Genomic DNA, 22,703 nt, shown 5'->3' with positions numbered 1-22,703 from the left:
GCCTTCACTCCCGATGGTCGTGGGTCTGGGTGATACGGCCCTGTTCCACGTGGAACAGAGCGACTGGCGTTTCCGTCTGCCAGCCTTCCCTCAATAATTCGTGATCTACACAGGTGATGAACACCTGGCAGCGTAAGTCTTCCAGCAAGCGGCAAAGCGCGCGACGGTGGTGCTCGTCCAGTTCGGACGGCAGGTCATCCACCAGATAAATACACTGCCCGCGTCGGGCCTGGCTGACCAGGTGCCCTTGAGCAATCCGCAATGCACAGACCACCAGCTTCTGCTGACCGCGAGACAAGATGTCCGCGGCATTATGTGCGCCCAATCTGAGGCGCAAATCTGCGCGTTGTGGTCCGGCCTGGGTATGACCCATTTGCTGATCCCGCTGAACGGACCCAGCGAGTACAGCGCTCAATTCACGGTCCTTGTCCCAGCCTCGGTAATAGCTGAGCGTCAAACCCTCAAGCTCAACCAGTTCGCTCAAGGTCTGTTCAAAGACTGGTTTCAAGGCTTTGATGTAAGCACGGCGGTATTCATCGATTTCAGCACTGGCCTGGCACAGTTCCCTGTCCCAAACCGCTTGCGAAACGGCGTCAAGTGTACCATGCCGCAGCCAAGAGTTTCTCTGGCGCAGGGCCTTCTGCAAGCGTTGCCAAGTGGACATAAATCGCGGTTCCACGTGGAACACGCCCCAGTCGAGAAACTGTCGACGTATCTTTGGTGCACCTTCCAGTAAGCGGAAACTGTCAGGGTTGATGAGTTGCAGAGGCAGGATTTCAGCCAGTTGCGCGGCGCTACGGGCATTTTGACCGTCAATGCGAATCTGGAACTCACCTTGGCGATCCCGAGATATCCCCAATGCGCTATGCCCGCCCTCAGCCAATTCGACCTGGCCAAACACCGTGCACGCCACTTGCTCGTACTGAATGACCGGCAGCAGGCGGGTGCTACGAAACGAGCGGGCAAGCCCCAGCAGGTGAATGGCTTCCAGAACACTGGTTTTGCCGCTGCCGTTGGCGCCGTAAAGAATGTTGATTCGGGAGGAGGGGGAGAAGGTCACCGGGTGCAGATTGCGCACCGCGGTGACCGAGACGCGACTTAAGGACATCTAGCTTCTGCTGAGCATGATTACAGACGCATCGGCATGACGACGTAGGCCGAGTCGTCGTTGTCGGACTCTTGCACCAGCGCACTGCTGTTGGAGTCGGACAGGATCAGACGGACCTGCTCGGTGGTCATCACGCCCAAAACGTCGAGCAAGTAGCTCACGTTGAAGCCGATCTCCAGATTGCCGCCGTTGTATTCAACGCCGACTTCCTCTTCCGCTTCCTCCTGCTCAGGGTTGTTGGCCTGGATCTTCAGTTGACCATTGGCCAGTTGCAGACGGATGCCACGGTACTTCTCGTTCGACAGAATCGCTGTACGGCTGAACGCTTCACGCAACGCCTGGCGATCACCGAGTACCAGCTTGTCACCGCCCTTCGGCAGAACGCGCTCGTAGTCCGGGAATTTACCGTCAACCAGTTTCGAGGTGAAGGTGAACTCGCCCGTGGTAGCGCGGATGTGGTGCTGACCCAGGACGATGCTGACGATGCCGTCCGGCTCGGTCAGCAGGCGCGCCAGCTCAAGGATACCCTTGCGCGGCACGATGACCTGGTGGCGATCCGGTTGACCGATGTCGGCCTGCATCGAGCACATGGCCAGACGGTGACCGTCGGTGGCCACGGCGCGGATGATACCGGCCGAGACTTCCAGCAGCATGCCATTGAGGTAATAACGCACGTCCTGCTGGGCCATGGCGAAGCTGGTGCGTTCGATCAAACGACGCAGCTTGCTTTGTTCCAGGCTGCAGGTCAGCGAACCCGGGCCTTCTTCTACAGTCGGGAAATCGTTGGCCGGCAGCGTCGACAGGGTGAAGCGGCTACGGCCAGCCTTCACCACCAGCTTCTGCTCGTCGACCTTGATGTCGATCAGCGCGTCGTTCGGCAGGCTTTTGCAGATATCCATCAGCTTGCGCGCAGGCACAGTGATGGAACCCGGATCCGCCGGTTCTTCGAGTTGCACACGACCGACCAGCTCGACTTCCAGGTCGGTACCGGTCAGCGACAGTTGCTGGCCTTCGACAACCAGCAGCACGTTGGAGAGCACCGGCAAGGTCTGTCGGCGCTCGACGACGCCTGCGACCAGTTGCAGGGGTTTCAACAGGGCTTCGCGTTGAATGGTGAAATGCATGGTCTAGTCCCTTGCCTTAATAAGCTGCGCTGGTATGCATCAAGTGGTCAGTGTACGCAGCAGGTTCTTGTAGTCCTCGCGGATGTCCGCGTCGGATTCCTTAAGTTCGTTGATCTTGCGGCAGGCGTGCAAAACGGTCGTATGGTCGCGGCCGCCAAACACATCGCCGATTTCCGGCAGGCTGTGGTTAGTCAACTCTTTGGACAACGCCATGGCAACCTGACGCGGACGAGCGACCGAGCGCGAACGACGCTTGGACAGCAGGTCGGAAATCTTGATCTTGTAATACTCGGCGACAGTGCGCTGAATGTTATCCACAGAGACCAGTTTGTCCTGCAACGCCAACAGGTCTTTCAAGGATTCGCGAATCAGCTCGATGGTGATATCGCGGCCCATGAAGTGCGAGTGGGCGATCACGCGCTTGAGCGCGCCTTCCAGCTCACGGACGTTGGAACGAATACGCTGGGCAATAAAGAACGCCGCATCGTGGGGCAGATCGACTTTGGCCTGGTCGGCCTTTTTCATCAGGATCGCTACACGGGTTTCCAGCTCCGGCGGTTCGACAGCAACCGTCAGCCCCCAGCCAAAGCGGGATTTCAGGCGTTCTTCAAGGCCTTCGATCTCTTTAGGGTAGCGGTCACTGGTGAGAATGACCTGCTGGCCACCTTCGAGCAGGGCGTTGAAGGTGTGGAAAAACTCTTCCTGGGAGCGTTCCTTGCGGGCAAAGAACTGGATGTCATCGATCAGCAACGCATCCACCGAACGGTAGAAGCGCTTGAACTCGTTGATTGCATTCAGTTGCAGTGCCTTGACCATGTCGGCCACAAAACGCTCCGAATGCAGGTACACAACCTTGGCATTCGGGTTCTTCTTTAATAGATGGTTACCCACAGCGTGCATCAAGTGGGTTTTACCCAAACCAACACCGCCATAAAGGAAGAGCGGGTTGTAACCGTGCTTGGGATTGTCTGCCACCTGCCAGGCCGCTGCGCGGGCCAGTTGGTTGGACTTGCCTTCCACGAAGTTTTCGAAGGTGAACGTGCGATTCAGGTAACTGGTGTGCTTGAGCGCACCTTCCACCTGCACAGTGCGCTGCTCGGAACGCACCGGGGCCTGTTGAGAACTCGCACCGGCCATCGGGTCGAAACTGTCACGCGATGGCTCTTCACTGACGTCGGCAACTTTCTGTGTCGAACGCTTGGTCGGCGTAGCCGTCGGGGCAGGTGCCGAAGCACTGACAGGTGCTTGCGCCGCCTGTGCCTGGGACGCGGCAGCAGCCAATGGCGCATTCGGAGCGGCACGCGGCGCCGAACTGCGTTTGCTGCCTATTAATAAGGACAGCGCAGGCGCCATGCCATTGCCGTGCTCATCAAGCAGTTCAAGGACGCGACCCAGGTACTTTTCGTTAACCCAGTCGAGAACAAAACGATTCGGCGCGTAGACACGCAACTCGTCGCCTTCGGCTTCGACCTGTAGTGGACGGATCCAAGTGTTGAATTGTTGGGCAGGCAGCTCATCGCGCAAAAGCTCTACGCACTGCTGCCAAAGTTCCACTGACACGGATATCCCCTAAGTTGAAAGCCGGTGAGGCAAAAACAAGCGGCCATTGTAGCGACCAGACGCCGACTTATCCACACGTAGGTGGGTCACCGACCAAGAAGAATCAACGATTTATACGCAAAAAAGGCGACCAATGGTCTGTGCATAAGGTCTGTGGATAACCGACCCTGAGGTCGTTGTACAAGTGGGGGCGAAACTCGGTGGATAACCTGCCTGTGGATAACCACGCGTTTCACACACAGCTTATCCGACAGCGCAGCACAGGCTGACCACCGTTTTCCACCGTAGTTGTCATTCTCTGTACACCACGGGATATAAGGCCTAAATGTAGTTATCCACAGATGATCGGTGCCCTAGCTTTTATAAGCTTTACAGAAAAGCTTTAAATACTTTCCTTCTTTATTTTTATATTTGGCCAAGGCGGAAGGCGAGTAAAACCACTGGAGATCTATTTATAAGGAAACGCTGGTTGGAAATTGACCTAGAGGCTTGCTTTCTCTAGAATCCCCGGTCTCTTAAAACGGGGGCCATTCCGGCCCGTTGTGGACGAACCAGGTAACACGACAATGAAACGTACTTTCCAACCAAGCACTATCAAACGCGCTCGTACCCACGGCTTCCGTGCTCGCATGGCTACCAAGAACGGCCGTGCCGTTCTGTCGCGTCGTCGCGCCAAAGGTCGTGCGCGTCTGGCAGTTTGATAAGCCGGCACTGGAGGTGAGTCAGGACTTCAGTCGGGAAAAGCGTCTGCTTACTCCCCGGCATTTCAAGGCAGTCTTTGACTCCCCTACCGGCAAGGTTCCGGGGAAAAATCTCCTGCTCCTTGCGCGCAACAACGATCTTGATCACCCCCGTCTCGGGCTGGTTATCGGGAAAAAGAGCGTAAAGCTCTCCGTCGAGCGCAATCGCCTCAAACGTCTGATGCGCGAATCGTTCCGTCTGAACCAGGATTCACTGGCCGGTTGGGACATCGTTATCGTCGCGCGCAAAGGTTTGGGTGACGTAGAAAACCCCGAATTGATTCAGCATTTCGGCAAACTCTGGAAGCGACTGGCACGCAGCACGCCGGTACCAGCAGTCAAAACCGAAACTGTAGGGGTAGACAGTCCCGATGCGTAAACTGGCACTCGTTCCGATCCAGTTTTATCGCTATGCCATTAGTCCTCTGATGGCCAGTCACTGTCGTTTCTACCCCAGTTGTTCCTGCTACGCGTTAGAAGCCATAGAAAATCATGGCCTTCTGCGCGGTGGCTGGCTGACCTTTCGTCGTTTAGGTCGCTGTCATCCGTGGAATCCCGGTGGTTATGACCCGGTTCCACCTATCCCTACCTCCCGTTCTTCTTCGATGGCCGAGTAATCATGGATATCAAACGCACGATCCTGATCGTCGCCCTGGCAATCGTGTCCTACGTTATGGTTCTTAAATGGAACCAGGACTATGGCCAGGCTGCCCTGCCGACTCAGAATGTTGCTTCCAGTACTACCGCACCGGGCCTACCGGACACGGCGACTGGCAATAATGCTTCTGTCAGTGACGACATTCCACGCGCCGCAAGCGATACCAGTGCCACTGCTCCTGCTGAAACGCCAGTAGCTGCAAGCAAAGACCTCATCCAGATCAAAACGGATGTGCTCGACCTGGCTATCGATCCACAAGGTGGCGATGTCGCCCAGCTGAAATTGCCGCTGTACCCACGTCGCCAGGACCATCCGGAAATTCCGTTCCAGCTGTTTGATAACGGCGGTGAACTGACTTACCTGGCGCAAAGCGGGTTGATTGGCACCAACGGCCCGGACGCAAGCCCGGCTGGTCGTCCGGTGTACACCTCGGAGAAGAAGATTTATCAACTGGCTGACGGTCAGGACCAATTGGTCGTGGACCTGAAGTTCAGCAAGGACGGCGTCAACTACATCAAACGTTTCACTCTGAAACGTGGCCTGTATGACGTAACCGTTTCCTACCTGATCGACAACCAGAGCGCACAGCCCTGGTCTGGTGCGATGTTCGCGCAACTGAAGCGTGACGCCAGCGGCGATCCTTCTTCAACTACCGCCACCGGTACCGCCACTTACCTGGGCGCAGCCCTGTGGACAAGTAACGAGCCGTACAAGAAAGTGTCCATGAAGGACATGGACAAGGCGCAGTTGAAGGAAACCGTCAGCGGTGGTTGGGTTGCCTGGTTGCAGCACTACTTCGTGACCGCATGGATTCCGGCGAAGGGCGAAAACAACGTCGTCCAGACCCGCAAAGACAGCAAAGGCAACTACATCATCGGTTATACCGGCCCGGCAATAAGCGTTGCCCCGGGTGCAAAAGCCGAAACCAGCGCTATTCTGTACGCCGGTCCGAAAAGCCAGGCCGTGCTGAAAGAGTTGTCCCCAGGTCTGGAACTGACCGTCGACTACGGCATTCTGTGGTTCATTGCCCAGCCAATCTTCTGGCTGCTCGGACACATCCACGCCATCGTCGGTAACTGGGGCTGGTCGATTATCTTCCTGACCATGCTGATCAAAGGGATCTTCTTCCCGTTGTCGGCAGCCAGCTACAAGTCCATGGCTCGTATGCGTGCAGTGGCCCCGAAACTGGCGGCACTGAAAGAGCAACATGGCGATGACCGGCAGAAAATGTCGCAAGCCATGATGGAGCTGTACAAGAAAGAGAAGATCAATCCGCTGGGTGGTTGCTTGCCAATCCTCGTGCAGATGCCGGTATTCCTTTCGCTGTACTGGGTTCTGCTTGAAAGCGTTGAAATGCGCCAGGCGCCGTTCATGCTGTGGATTACTGACCTGTCGATCAAGGATCCGTTCTTCATTCTGCCGATCATCATGGGTGCAACCATGTTTATCCAGCAGCAGTTGAACCCGACTCCTCCGGACCCGATGCAGGCCAAGGTAATGAAGCTGATGCCTATCATCTTCACCTTCTTCTTCCTGTGGTTCCCGGCTGGTCTGGTGCTGTACTGGGTAGTGAACAACTGCCTGTCCATCGCCCAACAGTGGTACATCACGCGTAAGGTCGAAGCGGCTACCAAAAAAGCCGAGGCGTAACTTACTCTGTGGGTAACCACTCAAAACGCCCCCTAGTGGGGCGTTTTGCTATCTGTCACTTTTGTCTGGATACCGGTTTATGAGCGTTCCTCGTGAAACCATCGCTGCCGTCGCCACCGCTCAAGGTCGCGGCGGTGTGGGCATCGTCCGTATTTCCGGGCCATTGGCGAGCGTTGCGGCCAAAGCGTTCAGTGGTCGTGAACTCAAGCCGCGATTTGCCCACTATGGCCCGTTCCTGAGTGAAAACGATGAGGTGCTGGACCAAGGCATCGCGCTTTATTTCCCGGGGCCGAACTCGTTCACCGGTGAAGATGTGCTGGAACTCCAGGGCCATGGCGGCCCGATTGTTCTCGATATGCTGCTCAAACGTTGTCTGGAACTGGGCTGCCGTCTGGCCCGTCCGGGTGAATTCAGTGAGCGTGCGTTCCTCAACGACAAACTCGACCTCGCCCAGGCTGAAGCCATCGCCGATTTGATCGAGGCAAGTTCTGCACAGGCAGCGCGAAATGCACTGCGTTCCTTGCAGGGCGCCTTTTCCGACCGTGTGCATAACCTCACCGAGCAACTGATTGGCCTGCGTATCTATGTCGAAGCGGCGATCGATTTTCCTGAAGAAGAAATCGACTTCCTTGCCGATGGCCACGTGCTGAGCATGCTCGACAAAGTTCGCGACGAGTTATCCACCGTACTGCGAGAAGCCGGGCAGGGTGCGTTGTTGCGTGACGGCATGACGGTGGTCATCGCCGGTCGGCCGAACGCTGGCAAATCCAGCTTGCTGAACGCCCTGGCCGGACGAGAAGCGGCGATCGTGACCGAGATTGCCGGCACCACCCGGGACATTCTTCGCGAACATATCCACATTGATGGCATGCCGTTGCACGTGGTCGATACGGCAGGCCTGCGGGACACCGAGGATCAGGTCGAGAAAATCGGTGTGGAACGGGCATTGAAAGCCATCGGCGAGGCAGATCGCGTGCTGCTGGTCGTCGATGCCACCGCTCCCGAAGCACTCGATCCGTTCGCGCTATGGCCGGAGTTCCTCGAGACCCGCCCGGATCCGGCCAAAGTCACACTGATCCGTAACAAGGCAGACCTGACCGGTGAAGCTATTGCCCTGGAAGTCAGCGAGGATGGGCACGTCACCATCAGCCTCAGCGCCAAGTCTGCAGGCGAGGGCCTGGAATTGCTGCGTGACCACCTCAAGGCCTGCATGGGCTATGAGCAGACCTCGGAAAGCAGCTTCAGTGCTCGCAGGCGTCACCTTGAAGCATTGCGTCATGCCAGTGCTTCCCTCGAACATGGACGTGCACAGCTGACCCTGGCAGGTGCCGGTGAATTGCTGGCCGAGGATTTGCGCCAGGCACAGCACGCTTTGGGTGAAATCACCGGCGCATTCAGCTCCGATGATCTGCTGGGACGAATCTTTTCCAGCTTCTGTATCGGTAAATAGTCTTTCCGTTATCCACAGACAGGCCGTTCGTGCCTGTCTGTTCTCCTTCCTTTTCTTGAATTGTCTCCAGTGCCGGGCAGATTCTTTCTGCTTGGGTGGATTTTCCATGCCTGGAATTTGACCAATCACCATCTTTCTGTGGATTAAGCCCTGTGAATAACTGCCACTAAGGTCAGTTGATAACAGGGCCTCAAAACTGAAGATAACCGCCTCTGTGGATAACCACCCCTTTCATCCACAGGCTTACACCGGTTATCCAAGGCCCTCATTGGCACATGACCACAGGGTTTTGAATCTCTGTACATATTGAATTTAAAGGGCTGTATAAATCTATCCACAGAAATGTGCCTCAGTAGAAATAAACATAAAAACAAAGATTTAATAAATTTCTCTCTTTTTAATTTCTATAACCCCGACTTCTCCACAGCTGGTTAAATTTTGTGCAAAGGGTTCTTTAGGAAGGGCGAAGTCCCTATACTTGCCGCCCAGGTCCAAAAACCTGAGCTCAAACTATTCCTGATTACCTAACTGAAGCAGGCACGAGGTGCGTGGTGGATTTCCCTTCCCGTTTTGAAGTGATCGTCATCGGCGGCGGTCATGCCGGTACCGAGGCAGCACTGGCCTCAGCACGCATGGGTGCAAAAACCCTGTTGCTGACGCATAACGTGGAAACCCTCGGTGCCATGAGTTGCAACCCTGCCATCGGCGGGATCGGCAAAAGCCATCTGGTGAAAGAAATCGATGCCCTCGGCGGCGCGATGGCCATGGCGACCGATAAAGGTGGCATCCAGTTTCGCGTTCTGAACAGCCGCAAAGGCCCTGCCGTGCGTGCAACTCGCGCTCAGGCAGACCGGGTTCTGTACAAGGCCGCTGTCCGCGAAGCATTGGAGAACCAGCCGAACCTGTGGATATTTCAACAAGCCGCTGATGACCTGATCGTCGAGCAGGAACAGGTGCGCGGTGTTGTCACCCAAATGGGCCTGCGTTTCTTCGCGGATTCCGTGGTGTTGACCACTGGCACCTTCCTCGGTGGACTTATCCACATCGGCATGCAGAATTATTCCGGTGGTCGCGCCGGTGATCCGCCATCGATTGCCCTGGCTCATCGTCTGCGTGAATTGCCGCTGCGTGTTGGCCGCTTGAAAACAGGGACACCGCCGCGCATCGACGGTCGATCGGTTGATTTCTCGGTGATGACCGAGCAAGCCGGCGATACGCCGATCCCGGTGATGTCGTTCATGGGTTCCAAAGAGCAGCACCCGAAACAGGTGAGCTGCTGGATTACCCACACCAACGCCCGAACCCACGAGATCATCGCAGCGAACCTCGACCGTTCGCCGATGTATTCCGATGCAGGGTTGATCGAAGGCATCGGCCCGCGTTATTGCCCGTCAATCGAAGACAAGATCCACCGCTTTGCCGACAAGGAAAGCCACCAGGTCTTCATCGAACCGGAAGGGCTGACCACCCACGAGCTCTACCCGAACGGGATATCCACTTCCCTGCCGTTCGACGTGCAATTGCAGATCGTGCAATCGATCCGCGGCATGGAGAATGCGCACATCGTGCGTCCGGGCTACGCCATCGAATACGACTATTTCGATCCTCGCGACCTGAAGTACAGCCTGGAAACCAAAGTGATTGGCGGCCTGTTTTTCGCCGGACAGATCAATGGCACCACCGGTTATGAAGAGGCCGGGGCCCAAGGTTTGCTGGCCGGTGCCAACGCGGCACTGCGCGCGCAGGGCAAAGACGCCTGGTGCCCGCGTCGCGACGAGGCGTACATCGGCGTTTTGGTCGATGACCTGATTACATTGGGCACTCAGGAACCGTACCGGATGTTCACGTCCCGCGCCGAATACCGCCTGATCCTGCGCGAAGACAACGCCGACCTGCGCTTGACCGAAAAAGGTCGCGAACTGGGTCTGGTCGATGATGCGCGCTGGGCGGCTTTCTGCACCAAACGCGAAAGCATCGCTCTGGAAGAACAACGTCTGAAAAGCACCTGGGTTCGCCCGGGCACCGAGCAGGGCGATGCGATTTCCGAAAAATTCGGCACTCCACTGACCCACGAATACAACTTGCTCAACCTGCTGAGCCGTCCGGAAATCGACTACGCTGGTCTGATCGCCGTCACCGGTGGTGGCGCAGAAGATCCACAGGTTGCCGAGCAGGTTGAAATCAAGACCAAATACGCCGGCTACATCGATCGCCAACAGGATGAAATCGCCCGTCTGCGGGCCAGCGAAGATACAAAACTGCCTGTGGATATCGATTACACGAACATTTCCGGTCTCTCGAAAGAGATCCAGAGCAAGCTCGGTGCGACCCGTCCAGAGACCCTGGGCCAGGCGTCGCGTATTCCGGGCGTTACCCCGGCAGCGATTTCGCTGTTGATGATTCATTTGAAAAAACGCGGCGCGGGCCGTCAGTTGGAGCAAAGCGCTTGAGTTCGTTGGTCACCTCGCAACACGCAGAAGAGTTATCCACAGGTGCTCGCCAGCTCGGTGTCACACTGACCGAAACCCAGCACGCGCAATTGCTGGGCTATCTGGCCCTGTTGATCAAATGGAACAAGGCTTACAACCTGACCGCCGTTCGCGATCCGGACGAAATGGTCTCGCGTCACCTGCTCGATAGTTTGAGCGTGATGGCGTTCATCGAAAACGGCCGCTGGCTGGACGTTGGCAGCGGTGGCGGCATGCCGGGTATACCGCTTGCCATCCTGTTTCCAGCGTCGCAAGTGACCTGCCTGGACAGCAACGGCAAGAAAACCCGCTTCCTGACCCAGGTCAAACTCGAACTCAAACTGGATAACCTGCAAGTTATCCACAGTCGCGTCGAAGCCTTCCAGCCTGCGCAGCCATTCAACGGGATCATCTCCCGGGCGTTCAGCAGCATGGAGAACTTCAGCAACTGGACGCGGCACCTCGGCGACGCCGATACACGCTGGCTGGCAATGAAGGGCGTTCATCCAGCCGATGAGCTGGTAGCATTGCCGGCAGACTTCCACCTCGATAGCGAACACGCCCTGGCCGTACCTGGTTGCCAAGGCCAACGCCATCTGCTGATACTGCGCCGCACGGCATGATTGGGAACACAAGCAAGAATGGCTAAGGTATTCGCGATAGCGAACCAAAAAGGTGGTGTGGGTAAAACCACCACCTGCATCAACCTCGCAGCTTCCCTGGTCGCTACCAAGCGCCGGGTGCTGTTGATCGATCTTGATCCACAGGGCAACGCCACCATGGGCAGCGGTGTGGATAAACACGGCCTGGAAAATTCGGTTTACGACCTGCTGATCGGCGAGTGTGATCTGGCCCAGGCCATGCACTACTCCGAGCATGGTGGTTACCAGCTGTTGCCGGCCAACCGTGACCTGACCGCGGCCGAAGTGGTCCTGCTGGAAATGCAGATGAAGGAAAGCCGCTTGCGCAGCGCGTTGGCGCCGATCCGTGAAAACTACGATTACATTTTGATCGACTGCCCGCCGTCGCTGTCGATGCTGACACTGAACGCTCTGGTCGCGGCTGACGGGGTCATTATCCCCATGCAGTGCGAGTACTTTGCGCTCGAAGGCTTGAGCGACCTTGTGGATAACATCAAGCGCATCGCTGAACTGCTGAACCCGAACCTGAAAGTCGAAGGCTTGTTGCGCACGATGTACGACCCGCGCCTGAGCCTGATGAATGACGTGTCGGCTCAGCTCAAGGAACACTTCGGCGAGCAGCTCTACGACACCGTCATTCCGCGCAACATCCGCCTGGCCGAAGCGCCAAGCTATGGCATGCCGGCGCTGGCGTACGACAAAACATCACGGGGCGCCATTGCCTATCTGGCATTGGCGGGCGAGATGGTTCGCCGTCAGCGCAAAAACTCACGCACCGCCGCTGCTCAGCCAACTTAAGGAATCCCCATGGCCGTCAAGAAACGAGGTCTCGGACGTGGACTGGATGCACTGCTGAGCGGTCCGACTGTCAGCTCGCTGGAAGAGCAGGCCGTACAAGCCGATCAGCGTGAGCTGCAGCATCTGCCCCTGGACCTGATCCAGCGCGGCAAGTACCAGCCACGTCGGGACATGGACCCGCAAGCGCTGGAAGAACTGGCGCAGTCGATCAAGGCCCAAGGGGTGATGCAGCCGATCGTGGTTCGTCCGATCGGCAGCGGTCGCTTCGAAATCATTGCCGGCGAACGCCGCTGGCGCGCCAGCCAGCAGGCTGGCCAGGAAACCATCCCGGCGATGGTTCGCGATGTGCCGGATGAAACCGCCATCGCCATGGCACTGATCGAGAACATCCAGCGCGAAGACCTCAATCCGATCGAGGAAGCGGTCGCCCTGCAGCGTTTGCAGCAGGAATTCCAGCTGACTCAGCAACAAGTGGCCGAAGCGGTGGGCAAATCCCGCGTGACCGTGGCCAACCTGCTACGCTTGATCGCGTTGCCGGAAGTTATCAAAACCATGCTGTCCCACGGCGACCTGGAAATGGGTCATGCGCGTGCTTTGCTTGGTTTGCCGGAAAATCAACAGGTTGAAGGGGCGCGACATGTTGTCGCACGGGGGCTGACTGTGCGCCAGACTGAGGCACTGGTTCGCCAGTGGTTGAGTGGCAAACAGGAGCCTGCCGAACCGGTAAAACCGGACCCGGATATCGCCCGACTCGAGCAGCGTCTGGCCGAGCGGCTAGGCTCTGCGGTGCAGATCCGACACGGAAAGAAGGGGAAGGGGCAGTTGGTGATCGGTTACAACTCCCTCGATGAGCTTCAGGGTGTGCTTGCGCACATTCGCTGAAACATTTCCTCATGTAGCGTGCAGTCGGAAATCACTACCTGACAGTTGAATAGGGGCAGAACCGCCCCTATACTCTGCGCGCATTTTGTCGGCACAAATTATGCCAAGTTATTGAATTCTGGCAGCCGACCATTGGGGAGTAATTGTGATGGAAAGCCGCACGCCAAACCGCTTGCCGTTCCATCGCCTGGCAGTTTTTCCGGTGTTGATGGCTCAGTTTGTCGTTTTGCTGATCGCCGCTTTGGCGCTCTGGCAATGGCACGGAGTCGTTGCCGGGTACTCGGGACTCTGCGGAGGCCTGATAGCCTTGCTACCCAATGTTTATTTCGCTCACAGGGCATTTCGGTTTTCCGGCGCCCGAGCAGCTCAAGCCATCGTCCGGTCTTTTTATGCCGGTGAGGCGGGCAAACTGATTTTGACGGCAGTGCTCTTTGCATTGACGTTCGCAGGTGTGAAGCCATTGGCGCCGCTAGCAGTATTCGGCGTCTTCGTGTTGACCCAACTGGTCAGCTGGTTCGCGCCCCTGCTGATGAGAACAAGACTTTCGAGACCTTAGGGCGTTTGAGGCAACCATGGCAGAAACAACCGCTTCGGGCTATATCCAGCACCACTTGCAGAACCTGACCTTCGGTCAGCACCCAACCGGCGGGTGGGGTTTTGCCCACACCGCAGCAGAAGCCAAAGAAATGGGCTTCTGGGCTTTCCACGTCGATACTCTCGGCTGGTCGGTCGCTTTGGGTCTGATCTTCGTTCTTCTTTTCCGCATGGCGGCGAAGAAGGCGACTTCCGGTCAGCCTGGTGCTTTGCAGAACTTCGTTGAAGTATTGGTCGAATTCGTCGATGGCAGCGTGAAAGACAGCTTCCATGGCCGTAGCCCGGTGATTGCACCGCTGGCACTGACCATCTTCGTCTGGGTCTTCCTGATGAACGCCGTCGACCTGATCCCGGTCGACTGGATTCCTCAGCTGGCCATCCTGATCACTGGTGATGCGCACATTCCATTCCGTGCCGTATCGACCACTGACCCGAACGCTACCCTGGGCATGGCCCTGTCGGTGTTCGCGTTGATCATTTTCTACAGCATCAAGGTCAAGGGTATCGGCGGCTTCATCGGCGAACTGACCCTGCACCCGTTCGGCAGTAAGAACATCTTCGTTCAGGCCCTGCTGATTCCGGTGAACTTCCTGCTGGAGTTCGTGACGCTGGTGGCCAAGCCAATCTCGCTGGCACTGCGTCTGTTCGGCAACATGTACGCCGGCGAACTGGTCTTCATTCTGATTGCTGTGATGTTCGGCAGCGGTCTGCTCTGGCTTAGCGGCCTGGGCATAGTTCTGCAGTGGGCGTGGGCTGTGTTCCACATCCTGATCATCACCCTGCAGGCGTTTATCTTCATGATGCTGACCATCGTTTACCTGTCGATGGCGCACGAAGAGAACCATTAAGACCAGTCTCGACTAGTCTGATGTCCCACCCGGTCAAACGGGTGGGTGCCCGAACAGGGCTATGAAACGATTTGTTTTACCGCTTTAAAATCTAAAAAACCTAAACCATACGACGTAAAAGTCGGGAGGAAAGATGGAAACTGTAGTTGGTCTAACCGCTATCGCTGTTGCACTGTTGATCGGCCTGGGCGCACTGGGTACCGCAATTGGTTTCGGCCTGTTGGGCGGCAAGTTCCTGGAAGGCGCAGCGCGTCAGCCAGAAATGGTTCCAATGCTCCAAGTTAAAATGTTCATCGTTGCCGGTCTGCTCGACGCCGTAACCATGATCGGTGTTGGTATCGCTCTGTTCTTCACCTTCGCGAACCCATTCGTTGGTCAACTCGCTGGCTAATCACTCGAACCTTCGAGTGATTGGTTTGATGTGCAACGAACGAGCGAGGTGTTGGCGTGAACATTAATGCAACCCTGATTGGCCAGTCCGTTGCGTTCTTCATTTTTGTACTGTTTTGCATGAAGTTCGTGTGGCCTCCGGTCATCGCGGCTTTGCACGAACGTCAGAAGAAGATCGCGGATGGACTGGACGCTGCCGCCCGAGCAGCTCGCGACCTGGAGTTGGCCCAAGATAAAGCGGGTCAACAACTGCGCGAAGCTAAGGCTCAGGCAGCTGAAATCATTGAGCAAGCCAAGAAACGCGGTAACCAGATCGTTGAAGAGGCTGTTGAAAAAGCCCGTATCGACGCTGACCGTGTGAAGGTTCAGGCTCAGGCCGAGATCGAGCAGGAACTGAACAGTGTCAAAGACGCGCTGCGTGCCCAACTGGGTGCACTGGCCGTCGGCGGCGCCGAGAAGATCCTGGGTGCCACAATCGATCAAAACGCGCACGCGGAGCTGGTAAACAAACTGGCTGCTGAAATTTAAGCGAGGGCGATCATGGCAGAATTGACCACGTTGGCCCGACCTTACGCTAAGGCAGCCTTCGAGCACGCCCAGGCCCACCAGCAACTGGCCTCTTGGTCAGCCATGCTCGGCCTGGCTGCAGCAGTGTCGCAAGACGACACCATGCAGCGCGTGCTCAAGGCCCCGCGACTGACGAGCGCAGACAAGGCCGCCACGTTTATTGACGTGTGCGGCGACAAGTTTGATGTGAAGGCACAGAACTTCATCAACGTCGTTGCCGAAAACGACCGTCTCCCGCTGTTGCCGGAGATATCCGCTCTGTTCGACCTGTACAAGGCCGAACAAGAGAAGTCGGTAGACGTTGAAGTGACCAGTGCTTTTGCATTGAACCAAGAACAGCAAGACAAACTCGCCAAGGTTCTCAGTGCACGACTCAACCGGGAAGTGCGCCTGCAAGTCGAGGAAGACAAATCCCTTATTGGGGGCATTGTCATCCGCGCCGGCGACCTGGTTATCGATGGCTCGGTTCGCGGCAAACTCGCGAACCTTGCCGAAGCATTGAAATCTTGAGTTTGAAGGGGCAGCAGAGCAATGCAGCAACTCAATCCTTCCGAAATAAGTGAAATTATCAAGGGCCGCATCGACAAGCTCGATGTGACCTCCCAAGCCCGTAACGAAGGCACTGTCGTCAGCGTATCTGACGGTATCGTGCGGATTCACGGTCTGGCCGACGTAATGTACGGCGAGATGATCGAGTTTCCGGGCGGCGTCTTCGGTATGGCTCTCAACCTGGAGCAGGACTCCGTTGGTGCCGTAGTTTTGGGCGCCTACCAGTCCCTGGCTGAAGGCATGAGCGCCAAGTGCACCGGCCGCATCCTCGAAGTTCCGGTTGGTAAGGAACTGCTGGGTCGCGTAGTCGACGCACTGGGTAACCCAGTTGACGGCAAAGGTCCGCTGAACAACACCGAGACCGATGCGGTCGAGAAAGTTGCTCCAGGCGTGATCTGGCGTAAGTCGGTAGACCAGCCTGTACAGACTGGCTACAAGGCTGTCGATGCCATGATCCCTGTCGGCCGTGGCCAGCGTGAGCTGATCATCGGTGACCGTCAGATCGGTAAAACCGCTCTGGCGATCGACGCGATCATCAACCAGAAAAACAGCGGCATTTTCTGCGTCTACGTAGCAATCGGTCAGAAACAATCGACCATCGCCAACGTGGTTCGCAAGCTGGAAGAAAACGGCGCACTGGCTAACACCATCGTCGTGGCAGCGAGCGCTTCGGAATCTGCAGCACTGCAATTCCTGGCACCGTACTCCGGTTGCACCATGGGTGAATTCTTCCGCGACCGCGGTGAAGACGCGCTGATCGTTTATGACGATCTGTCCAAGCAAGCAGTGGCTTACCGCCAGATTTCCCTGCTGCTGCGCCGTCCACCAGGCCGTGAAGCTTACCCAGGCGACGTGTTCTATCTCCACTCCCGTCTGCTCGAGCGCGCATCCCGCGTTTCGGAAGAATACGTAGAGAAGTTCACCAACGGCGCAGTGACCGGCAAAACCGGTTCCCTGACCGCACTGCCGATCATCGAAACCCAGGCTGGCGACGTTTCCGCGTTCGTTCCGACCAACGTGATTTCCATCACCGACGGTCAGATCTTCCTGGAATCGGCCATGTTCAACTCCGGGATCCGTCCTGCTGTGAACGCCGGTGTTTCGGTATCCCGTGTGGGTGGTGCCGCTCAGACCAAGATCATCAAGAAGCTCTCCGGTGGTATCCGTACCGCTCTGGCTCAGTACCGTGAACTGGCGGCATTCGCCCAGTTCGCTTCTGACCTGGACGAAGCGACCCGTAAGCAACTTGAGCATGGTCAGCGCGTTACCGAGCTGATGAAGCAGAAGCAATACGCACCAATGTCGATCGCTGACATGGCGCTGTCGCTGTATGCCGCTGAGCGTGGGTTCCTGACTGACGTTGAAATCGCCAAGATCGGCAGCTTCGAACAAGCGCTGATTGCTTTCTTCAACCGCGATCACGCCGATTTGATGGCGAAGATCAACGTGAAGGGTGACTTCAATGACGAAATCGACGCTGGCATGAAAGCCGGTATCGAGAAGTTCAAGGCCACCCAAACCTGGTAAGCCGCAGCGGGGGCCGCAAGGCTCCCGCTTGCTAACCTGATAGGTGTTACATGGCAGGCGCAAAAGAGATTCGCAGTAAGATTGCGAGCATCAAAAGCACGCAAAAGATTACCAGCGCCATGGAAAAAGTGGCGGTCAGTAAAATGCGCAAGGCACAAATGCGCATGGCTGCTAGCCGTCCTTACGCGGAGCGCATCCGCCAGGTTATTGGTCATTTGGCCAACGCCAACCCGGAATATCGCCACCCGTTCATGATCGACCGTGAAGTAAAGCGCGTCGGTTACGTCGTGGTGAGCAGTGACCGTGGTCTGTGTGGTGGCTTGAACACCAACCTGTTCAAGGCTCTGGTCAAGGACATGGCGGTAAACCGCGAAAACGGCGTCGAGATTGATCTGTGTGTTGTTGGTAGCAAGGGTGCGGCTTTCTTCCGCAACTTCGGCGGTAACGTCGTAGCAGCTATCAGCCACCTGGGTGAAGAGCCGTCGATCAATGACCTGATCGGCAGCGTCAAGGTGATGCTGGATGCCTATCTGGACGGCCGTATTGATCGCCTGTCCGTGGTGTCCAACAAGTTCATCAACACCATGACGCAACATCCTACCGTGGAGCAGTTGATTCCACTGGTGGCAACCCCGGATCAAGAACTCAAGCACCACTGGGATTATCTGTACGAACCGGACGCCAAAGAGCTGCTTGACGGCTTGATGGTCCGTTACGTGGAGTCGCAGGTCTACCAGGCGGTGGTCGAGAACAACGCGGCTGAACAAGCTGCGCGGATGATCGCGATGAAGAACGCTACCGACAACGCCGGTGATTTGATCAGCGATTTGCAGCTGGTCTACAACAAGGCGCGTCAGGCTGCGATCACCCAAGAGATCTCGGAAATCGTCGGCGGCGCTGCCGCGGTTTAACGGTTCAAATATTCAGAGGATCCAGCTATGAGTAGCGGACGTATCGTTCAAATCATCGGCGCCGTTATCGACGTGGAATTTCCACGCGACAGCGTACCGAGCATCTACAACGCGCTGAAAGTAGTGAGCGCGGCCGAAACCACCCTGGAAGTTCAGCAGCAGCTGGGCGACGGCGTGGTTCGTACCATTGCGATGGGTTCCACCGAGGGCTTGAAGCGCGGTCTGGAAGTCACCGACTCTGGCGCTGCCATCTCCGTACCGGTCGGTAAAGCGACGCTGGGCCGGATCATGGACGTACTGGGCAACCCGATCGACGAAGCAGGCCCGATCGACACCGAAGAGCGTTGGGGCATTCACCGTCCTGCGCCAACCTTCGCTGAACAAGCGGGCGGCAACGACCTGCTGGAAACCGGCATCAAGGTTATCGACCTGGTTTGCCCGTTCGCCAAGGGCGGTAAAGTCGGTCTGTTCGGTGGTGCCGGTGTAGGCAAAACCGTAAACATGATGGAACTGATCCGTAACATCGCCATCGAGCACAGCGGTTATTCCGTGTTCGCCGGTGTGGGTGAGCGTACTCGTGAGGGTAACGACTTCTACCACGAGATGAAGGATTCCAACGTTCTGGACAAAGTGGCACTGGTTTACGGTCAGATGAACGAGCCGCCGGGTAACCGTCTGCGCGTAGCATTGACCGGCCTGACCATGGCCGAGAAGTTCCGTGACGAAGGTAACGACGTTCTGCTGTTCGTCGACAACATCTATCGTTACACCCTGGCCGGTACTGAAGTATCCGCACTGCTGGGCCGTATGCCTTCCGCAGTAGGTTACCAGCCGACCCTGGCCGAAGAGATGGGTACTCTGCAAGAGCGTATCACTTCGACCAAGAACGGTTCGATCACCTCGATCCAGGCGGTATACGTACCTGCGGATGACTTGACTGACCCGTCGCCAGCGACCACCTTCGCCCACTTGGACGCCACCGTCGTTCTGTCCCGTGACATCGCTTCCCTGGGTATCTACCCGGCGGTCGATCCACTCGACTCGACTTCGCGTCAGCTGGACCCGAACGTGATCGGCCAGGACCACTACGACACCGCTCGCGGTGTACAGTATGTTCTGCAGCGTTACAAAGAACTGAAGGACATCATTGCGATCCTGGGTATGGACGAGCTGTCGGAAGCCGACAAGCAGTTGGTAAACCGTGCTCGTAAGATCCAGCGTTTCTTGTCGCAGCCGTTCTTCGTGGCTGAAGTCTTCACCGGTGCTTCGGGTAAATACGTTTCCCTGAAAGACACCATTGCTGGCTTCAAAGGCATCCTCAACGGTGACTACGACCACCTGCCAGAACAAGCGTTCTACATGGTCGGCGGCATCGAAGAAGCGATCGAGAAAGCCAAGAAACTGTAATCCCGGCGCCCGGCAACGGGCGCTAATTTAGTTTGAGGCAATCAGATGGCTATGACAGTCCATTGCGATATCGTCAGTGCGGAAGGAGAAATCTTTTCCGGCCTGGTCGAGATGGTGATTGCGCACGGTGCACTGGGTGATCTTGGTATCGCCCTGGGCCACGCGCCACTGATCACTAATCTCAAGCCTGGCCCGATCCGCCTGGTCAAGCAGGGCGGGGAAGAGGAGGTGTATTACATCTCCGGTGGTTTCCTCGAGGTTCAGCCGAACATGGTCAAGGTTCTTGCCGACACCGTGCAACGAGCTGCCGACCTGGACGAAGCCTCCGCTCAGGAAGCCGTTAAGGCTGCCGAGAAGGCCTTGCATGAGCGGGGCGCGGAATTCGATTACGGTTCTGCTGCCGCACGTCTGGCCGAGGCTGCAGCTCAGCTGCGCACCGTCCAGCAGATCCGCAAGAAGTTCGGCCACTAACAGGCCATCACTTGTTGCGCGATTGATTAAAAAGGGTAGCCTCGGCTACCCTTTTTTCTTTTCCGAATTTAATAAACCTGGTCACAGCCGCTGACCACCCCAGGATTGGTAGCCAGTCATGTCTCTTGAAATCGTTATCCTCGCTGCTGGTCAGGGCACTCGCATGCGTTCGGCATTGCCGAAAGTGCTGCACCCGATTGCCGGCAACTCGATGCTTGGCCACGTTATCCACAGCGCTCGACAACTTGATCCACAGCGCATCCACGTGGTGATTGGCCACGGTGCCGATGCCGTTCGTGAGCGTCTGGCGGCGGATGATCTGAATTTTGTCCTGCAGGACAAACAGCTGGGTACTGGTCATGCGGTAGCTCAAGCCGTGCCATTCATTGAGTCCGACACCGTTTTGATTCTGTACGGCGACGTGCCGTTGATCGAAGTCGAAACCCTTCAGCGCCTGCTCAAGCACGTTGCACCGCAGCAATTGGGTTTGCTGACCGTCGAACTGGACGACCCGACCGGCTATGGCCGCATCGTCCGCGATGGCGCCGGCAAGGTCACGGCGATCGTCGAGCAAAAAGACGCCAGCGAAGCCGAGCGCTCGATCACTGAAGGCAATACCGGCATCCTGGCGCTGCCGTTCGCGCAGTTGGGTGGCTGGATGAGTCGTCTCTCCAACAACAACGCCCAGGGCGAGTATTACCTGACTGACGTGATTGCCATGGCGGTCAGCGACGGTTTGGTCGTGGCGACCGAACAGCCTCACGACGCCATGGAAGTGCAGGGCGCCAACGATCGCAAGCAGCTCTCTGAACTTGAGCGTCACTATCAATTGCGCGCGGGTCGTCGTTTGATGGCTCAAGGCGTGACCCTGCGTGACCCGGCGCGTTTCGACGTGCGTGGTGAAGTCACCGTCGGCCGCGATGTGCTGATCGACATCAACGTGATCCTCGAAGGCAAAGTCGTCATCGAAGACGACGTGGTGATCGGTCCGAATTGCGTGATCAAGGACAGCACTCTGCGTAAAGGCGTGGTGATCAAGGCCAACAGTCATATCGAAGGCGCCATTCTTGGAGAAGGCAGCGATGCCGGACCGTTCGCTCGCCTGCGTCCCGGCACAGTCCTGGAGGCTCGCGCCCATGTGGGTAACTTTGTCGAGCTGAAAAACGCGCATATGGGCGAAGGCGCCAAGGCCGGTCACCTGACCTACCTGGGCGATGCCGAAATCGGCGCGCGCACCAACATCGGCGCCGGCACCATCACCTGCAACTATGACGGCGCCAACAAGTGGAAAACCGTCCTCGGTGAGGATGTGTTCATCGGTTCCAACAACTCATTGGTGGCGCCTGTGGATATCTCCAGCGGTGCGACCACCGCCGCCGGCTCGACCATTACGCAGAATGTGGATAACGCACAATTGGCTGTGGGCCGTGCACGCCAGAAGAACATTGACGGCTGGAAGCGGCCGGAGAAAATCAAGAAGAGCTGAGTTATCCACAGATCTTTTTGTCGCGTCTCGCTTGACGAAGTTTCGCCGATAGGTTTTGATTGCTTCTGTTATCTTTCGAATCGAAACTTACTAAGCCATGTCGAAACGCAATACTCCCCAACGTCGTCACAATATCCTCGCCTTGCTCAATGAGCAGGGCGAAGTCAGTGTGGATGAGCTGGCCAAGCGTTTCGAAACTTCGGAAGTTACGATTCGCAAGGATCTGGCGGCGCTCGAAAGCAATGGCTTGTTGCTACGCCGTTACGGCGGTGCCGTCACCATGCCTCAGGAATTGGTGGCCGACATCGGTCAGCCAGTCTCCAAATACAAGCAGGCCATCGCTCGCGCTGCCGTCACGCGGATTCGCGAGCATGCACGGATCATCATCGACAGCGGCAGCACGACCGCTGCGATGATCCCCGAACTGGGGCAGCAACCTGGCCTGGTGGTGATGACCAATTCCCTGCACGTCGCCAACGCCCTGAGCGAACTCGAACACGAACCGGTGCTGTTGATGACGGGCGGCACTTGGGATCCGCACTCCGAATCCTTCCAGGGGCAGGTCGCCGAGCAGGTTCTGCGCTCGTACGATTTCGACCAGTTGTTCATCGGTGCCGATGGCATCGACCTGGTACGTGGAACCACCACCTTCAATGAATTGCTGGGACTGAGCCGGGTCATGGCCGATGTCGCCCGCGAAGTGATCGTGATGGTCGAGGCCGATAAGATCGGCCGCAAGATTCCCAACCTGGAACTGCCCTGGAGCAGTGTCCATACCCTTATTACCGATGATCGCCTGCCGCTTGAGGCACGGGATCAGATTCAGGCCCGCGGTATCACTTTGATTTGCGCGGCTGTCAGTCAGGAGAAATAG

The 22,703-nt window shown here is 56.9% G+C and carries 23 protein-coding genes; 20 read left to right on the top strand and 3 right to left on the bottom strand.

All coding sequences use genetic code 11. The annotated features are described in order from the left end of the window. Window positions 1-4: 4 nt before the first annotated feature. The 3 genes from recF to dnaA are packed head-to-tail and all read right to left on the bottom strand — an operon-like array spanning window position 5 to window position 3,792. Window positions 5-1,108, bottom strand: coding sequence for a DNA replication/repair protein RecF (gene recF / locus ACM1ZW_RS08940; protein WP_414884820.1), 1,104 nt, complete (start codon window positions 1,106-1,108; stop codon window positions 5-7). A 20-nt stretch (window positions 1,109-1,128) separates the two neighbouring features. Then, window positions 1,129-2,232: a DNA polymerase III subunit beta gene (gene dnaN / locus ACM1ZW_RS08935; RefSeq protein WP_017341709.1), complete on the bottom strand. Its 1,104-nt coding sequence runs from the start codon at window positions 2,230-2,232 to the stop codon at window positions 1,129-1,131. A 39-nt stretch (window positions 2,233-2,271) separates the two neighbouring features. After that, window positions 2,272-3,792: a chromosomal replication initiator protein DnaA gene (gene dnaA / locus ACM1ZW_RS08930; RefSeq protein ID WP_416740424.1), complete on the bottom strand. Its 1,521-nt coding sequence runs from the start codon at window positions 3,790-3,792 to the stop codon at window positions 2,272-2,274. Window positions 3,793-4,358: 566 nt separating this feature from the next. On the opposite strand from dnaA, the gene rpmH reads away from it, so the two are divergent. The 20 genes from rpmH (at window position 4,359) to ACM1ZW_RS08830 (ending at window position 22,703) form a co-directional block, all read left to right on the top strand. Beyond that, window positions 4,359-4,493, top strand: a complete 135-nt coding sequence (gene rpmH / locus ACM1ZW_RS08925; protein ID WP_003213577.1) for a 50S ribosomal protein L34 — start codon at window positions 4,359-4,361, stop codon at window positions 4,491-4,493. 16 nt (window positions 4,494-4,509) lie between these two features. Beyond that, window positions 4,510-4,911, top strand: a complete 402-nt coding sequence (gene rnpA, locus ACM1ZW_RS08920) for a ribonuclease P protein component (protein ID WP_031319201.1) — start codon at window positions 4,510-4,512, stop codon at window positions 4,909-4,911. Beyond that, window positions 4,904-5,149, top strand: coding sequence for a membrane protein insertion efficiency factor YidD (yidD, locus tag ACM1ZW_RS08915; RefSeq protein ID WP_010207715.1), 246 nt, complete (start codon window positions 4,904-4,906; stop codon window positions 5,147-5,149). The genes rnpA and yidD overlap by 8 nt, the downstream gene beginning before the upstream one ends. A 2-nt stretch (window positions 5,150-5,151) precedes the next feature. After that, window positions 5,152-6,840 carry a membrane protein insertase YidC gene (gene yidC, locus ACM1ZW_RS08910; RefSeq protein ID WP_414880302.1) on the top strand — a complete coding sequence of 563 codons (1,689 nt, stop codon included), beginning with the start codon at window positions 5,152-5,154 and terminating at the stop codon, window positions 6,838-6,840. A gap of 79 nt (window positions 6,841-6,919) precedes the next feature. After that, window positions 6,920-8,290 (top strand): tRNA uridine-5-carboxymethylaminomethyl(34) synthesis GTPase MnmE, encoded by a 1,371-nt coding sequence (gene mnmE, locus ACM1ZW_RS08905; RefSeq protein WP_017341705.1) that lies wholly within the window; start codon window positions 6,920-6,922, stop codon window positions 8,288-8,290. Between the two features lie 551 nt (window positions 8,291-8,841). Continuing rightward, on the top strand, window positions 8,842-10,740 hold the full coding sequence (gene mnmG / locus ACM1ZW_RS08900; RefSeq protein WP_226298302.1) for a tRNA uridine-5-carboxymethylaminomethyl(34) synthesis enzyme MnmG: 1,899 nt from the start codon (window positions 8,842-8,844) through the stop codon (window positions 10,738-10,740). Continuing rightward, window positions 10,737-11,381: a 16S rRNA (guanine(527)-N(7))-methyltransferase RsmG gene (gene rsmG / locus ACM1ZW_RS08895; RefSeq protein ID WP_017341703.1), complete on the top strand. Its 645-nt coding sequence runs from the start codon at window positions 10,737-10,739 to the stop codon at window positions 11,379-11,381. Before mnmG ends, rsmG begins: the two co-directional genes overlap by 4 nt. A gap of 18 nt (window positions 11,382-11,399) precedes the next feature. Then, on the top strand, window positions 11,400-12,197 hold the full coding sequence (locus ACM1ZW_RS08890) for a ParA family protein (RefSeq protein WP_017341702.1): 798 nt from the start codon (window positions 11,400-11,402) through the stop codon (window positions 12,195-12,197). A gap of 9 nt (window positions 12,198-12,206) precedes the next feature. Further along, window positions 12,207-13,079, top strand: coding sequence for a ParB/RepB/Spo0J family partition protein (locus tag ACM1ZW_RS08885; RefSeq protein WP_008027541.1), 873 nt, complete (start codon window positions 12,207-12,209; stop codon window positions 13,077-13,079). Between the two features lie 148 nt (window positions 13,080-13,227). Beyond that, the gene (locus tag ACM1ZW_RS08880; protein ID WP_010465473.1) at window positions 13,228-13,635 is read left to right on the top strand and encodes a F0F1 ATP synthase subunit I; all 408 of its coding nucleotides are present in this window, start codon (window positions 13,228-13,230) and stop codon (window positions 13,633-13,635) included. A gap of 16 nt (window positions 13,636-13,651) precedes the next feature. Beyond that, complete coding sequence (atpB, locus tag ACM1ZW_RS08875; RefSeq protein ID WP_017341701.1) at window positions 13,652-14,521, top strand: F0F1 ATP synthase subunit A; 870 nt, start codon at window positions 13,652-13,654, stop codon at window positions 14,519-14,521. Window positions 14,522-14,654: 133 nt separating this feature from the next. Then, entirely contained in the window at window positions 14,655-14,912 is a 258-nt protein-coding gene (gene atpE, locus ACM1ZW_RS08870; RefSeq protein ID WP_002555987.1) for a F0F1 ATP synthase subunit C, read from the top strand. Between the two features lie 56 nt (window positions 14,913-14,968). Continuing rightward, window positions 14,969-15,439 carry a F0F1 ATP synthase subunit B gene (locus tag ACM1ZW_RS08865; RefSeq protein ID WP_008027535.1) on the top strand — a complete coding sequence of 157 codons (471 nt, stop codon included), beginning with the start codon at window positions 14,969-14,971 and terminating at the stop codon, window positions 15,437-15,439. Between the two features lie 12 nt (window positions 15,440-15,451). Beyond that, a complete protein-coding gene (locus ACM1ZW_RS08860; RefSeq protein ID WP_017341700.1) occupies window positions 15,452-15,988 on the top strand; it encodes a F0F1 ATP synthase subunit delta in 537 nt (178 codons plus the stop codon). Between the two features lie 21 nt (window positions 15,989-16,009). Further along, window positions 16,010-17,554, top strand: a complete 1,545-nt coding sequence (atpA, locus tag ACM1ZW_RS08855) for a F0F1 ATP synthase subunit alpha (RefSeq protein ID WP_017341699.1) — start codon at window positions 16,010-16,012, stop codon at window positions 17,552-17,554. Between the two features lie 50 nt (window positions 17,555-17,604). Further along, window positions 17,605-18,465 (top strand): F0F1 ATP synthase subunit gamma, encoded by an 861-nt coding sequence (atpG, locus tag ACM1ZW_RS08850; RefSeq protein WP_017341698.1) that lies wholly within the window; start codon window positions 17,605-17,607, stop codon window positions 18,463-18,465. A gap of 27 nt (window positions 18,466-18,492) precedes the next feature. Beyond that, on the top strand, window positions 18,493-19,872 hold the full coding sequence (gene atpD / locus ACM1ZW_RS08845) for a F0F1 ATP synthase subunit beta (protein WP_008155715.1): 1,380 nt from the start codon (window positions 18,493-18,495) through the stop codon (window positions 19,870-19,872). 45 nt (window positions 19,873-19,917) lie between these two features. Further along, window positions 19,918-20,343 (top strand): F0F1 ATP synthase subunit epsilon, encoded by a 426-nt coding sequence (locus tag ACM1ZW_RS08840; RefSeq protein ID WP_007969909.1) that lies wholly within the window; start codon window positions 19,918-19,920, stop codon window positions 20,341-20,343. Window positions 20,344-20,461: 118 nt separating this feature from the next. Then, a complete protein-coding gene (gene glmU, locus ACM1ZW_RS08835; RefSeq protein WP_017341697.1) occupies window positions 20,462-21,829 on the top strand; it encodes a bifunctional UDP-N-acetylglucosamine diphosphorylase/glucosamine-1-phosphate N-acetyltransferase GlmU in 1,368 nt (455 codons plus the stop codon). A gap of 97 nt (window positions 21,830-21,926) precedes the next feature. Further along, entirely contained in the window at window positions 21,927-22,703 is a 777-nt protein-coding gene (locus ACM1ZW_RS08830; RefSeq protein ID WP_017341696.1) for a DeoR/GlpR family DNA-binding transcription regulator, read from the top strand.

This window comes from Pseudomonas sp. NFX71 (genome assembly GCF_048079215.1).
Taxonomy (GTDB): Bacteria; Pseudomonadota; Gammaproteobacteria; order Pseudomonadales; family Pseudomonadaceae; genus Aquipseudomonas; species Aquipseudomonas fluorescens_B.
This window is presented reverse-complemented; position numbering and strand designations above follow the sequence as displayed.

What these genes read in the sequence shown, in the direction of transcription:
- recF (WP_414884820.1), bottom strand. Translation starts at nt 1,108, where the DNA reads ATGTCCTTAAGTCGCGTCTCGGTCACCGCGGTGCGCAATCTGCACCCG.
- dnaN (WP_017341709.1), bottom strand. Translation starts at nt 2,232, where the DNA reads ATGCATTTCACCATTCAACGCGAAGCCCTGTTGAAACCCCTGCAACTG.
- rpmH (WP_003213577.1), top strand. Translation starts at nt 4,359, where the DNA reads ATGAAACGTACTTTCCAACCAAGCACTATCAAACGCGCTCGTACCCAC.
- yidD (WP_010207715.1), top strand. Translation starts at nt 4,904, where the DNA reads ATGCGTAAACTGGCACTCGTTCCGATCCAGTTTTATCGCTATGCCATT.
- yidC (WP_414880302.1), top strand. Translation starts at nt 5,152, where the DNA reads ATGGATATCAAACGCACGATCCTGATCGTCGCCCTGGCAATCGTGTCC.
- mnmE (WP_017341705.1), top strand. Translation starts at nt 6,920, where the DNA reads ATGAGCGTTCCTCGTGAAACCATCGCTGCCGTCGCCACCGCTCAAGGT.
- ACM1ZW_RS08890 (WP_017341702.1), top strand. Translation starts at nt 11,400, where the DNA reads ATGGCTAAGGTATTCGCGATAGCGAACCAAAAAGGTGGTGTGGGTAAA.
- ACM1ZW_RS08885 (WP_008027541.1), top strand. Translation starts at nt 12,207, where the DNA reads ATGGCCGTCAAGAAACGAGGTCTCGGACGTGGACTGGATGCACTGCTG.
- ACM1ZW_RS08880 (WP_010465473.1), top strand. Translation starts at nt 13,228, where the DNA reads ATGGAAAGCCGCACGCCAAACCGCTTGCCGTTCCATCGCCTGGCAGTT.
- atpB (WP_017341701.1), top strand. Translation starts at nt 13,652, where the DNA reads ATGGCAGAAACAACCGCTTCGGGCTATATCCAGCACCACTTGCAGAAC.
- atpE (WP_002555987.1), top strand. Translation starts at nt 14,655, where the DNA reads ATGGAAACTGTAGTTGGTCTAACCGCTATCGCTGTTGCACTGTTGATC.
- ACM1ZW_RS08860 (WP_017341700.1), top strand. Translation starts at nt 15,452, where the DNA reads ATGGCAGAATTGACCACGTTGGCCCGACCTTACGCTAAGGCAGCCTTC.
- atpA (WP_017341699.1), top strand. Translation starts at nt 16,010, where the DNA reads ATGCAGCAACTCAATCCTTCCGAAATAAGTGAAATTATCAAGGGCCGC.
- atpG (WP_017341698.1), top strand. Translation starts at nt 17,605, where the DNA reads ATGGCAGGCGCAAAAGAGATTCGCAGTAAGATTGCGAGCATCAAAAGC.
- atpD (WP_008155715.1), top strand. Translation starts at nt 18,493, where the DNA reads ATGAGTAGCGGACGTATCGTTCAAATCATCGGCGCCGTTATCGACGTG.
- ACM1ZW_RS08840 (WP_007969909.1), top strand. Translation starts at nt 19,918, where the DNA reads ATGGCTATGACAGTCCATTGCGATATCGTCAGTGCGGAAGGAGAAATC.
- glmU (WP_017341697.1), top strand. Translation starts at nt 20,462, where the DNA reads ATGTCTCTTGAAATCGTTATCCTCGCTGCTGGTCAGGGCACTCGCATG.
- ACM1ZW_RS08830 (WP_017341696.1), top strand. Translation starts at nt 21,927, where the DNA reads ATGTCGAAACGCAATACTCCCCAACGTCGTCACAATATCCTCGCCTTG.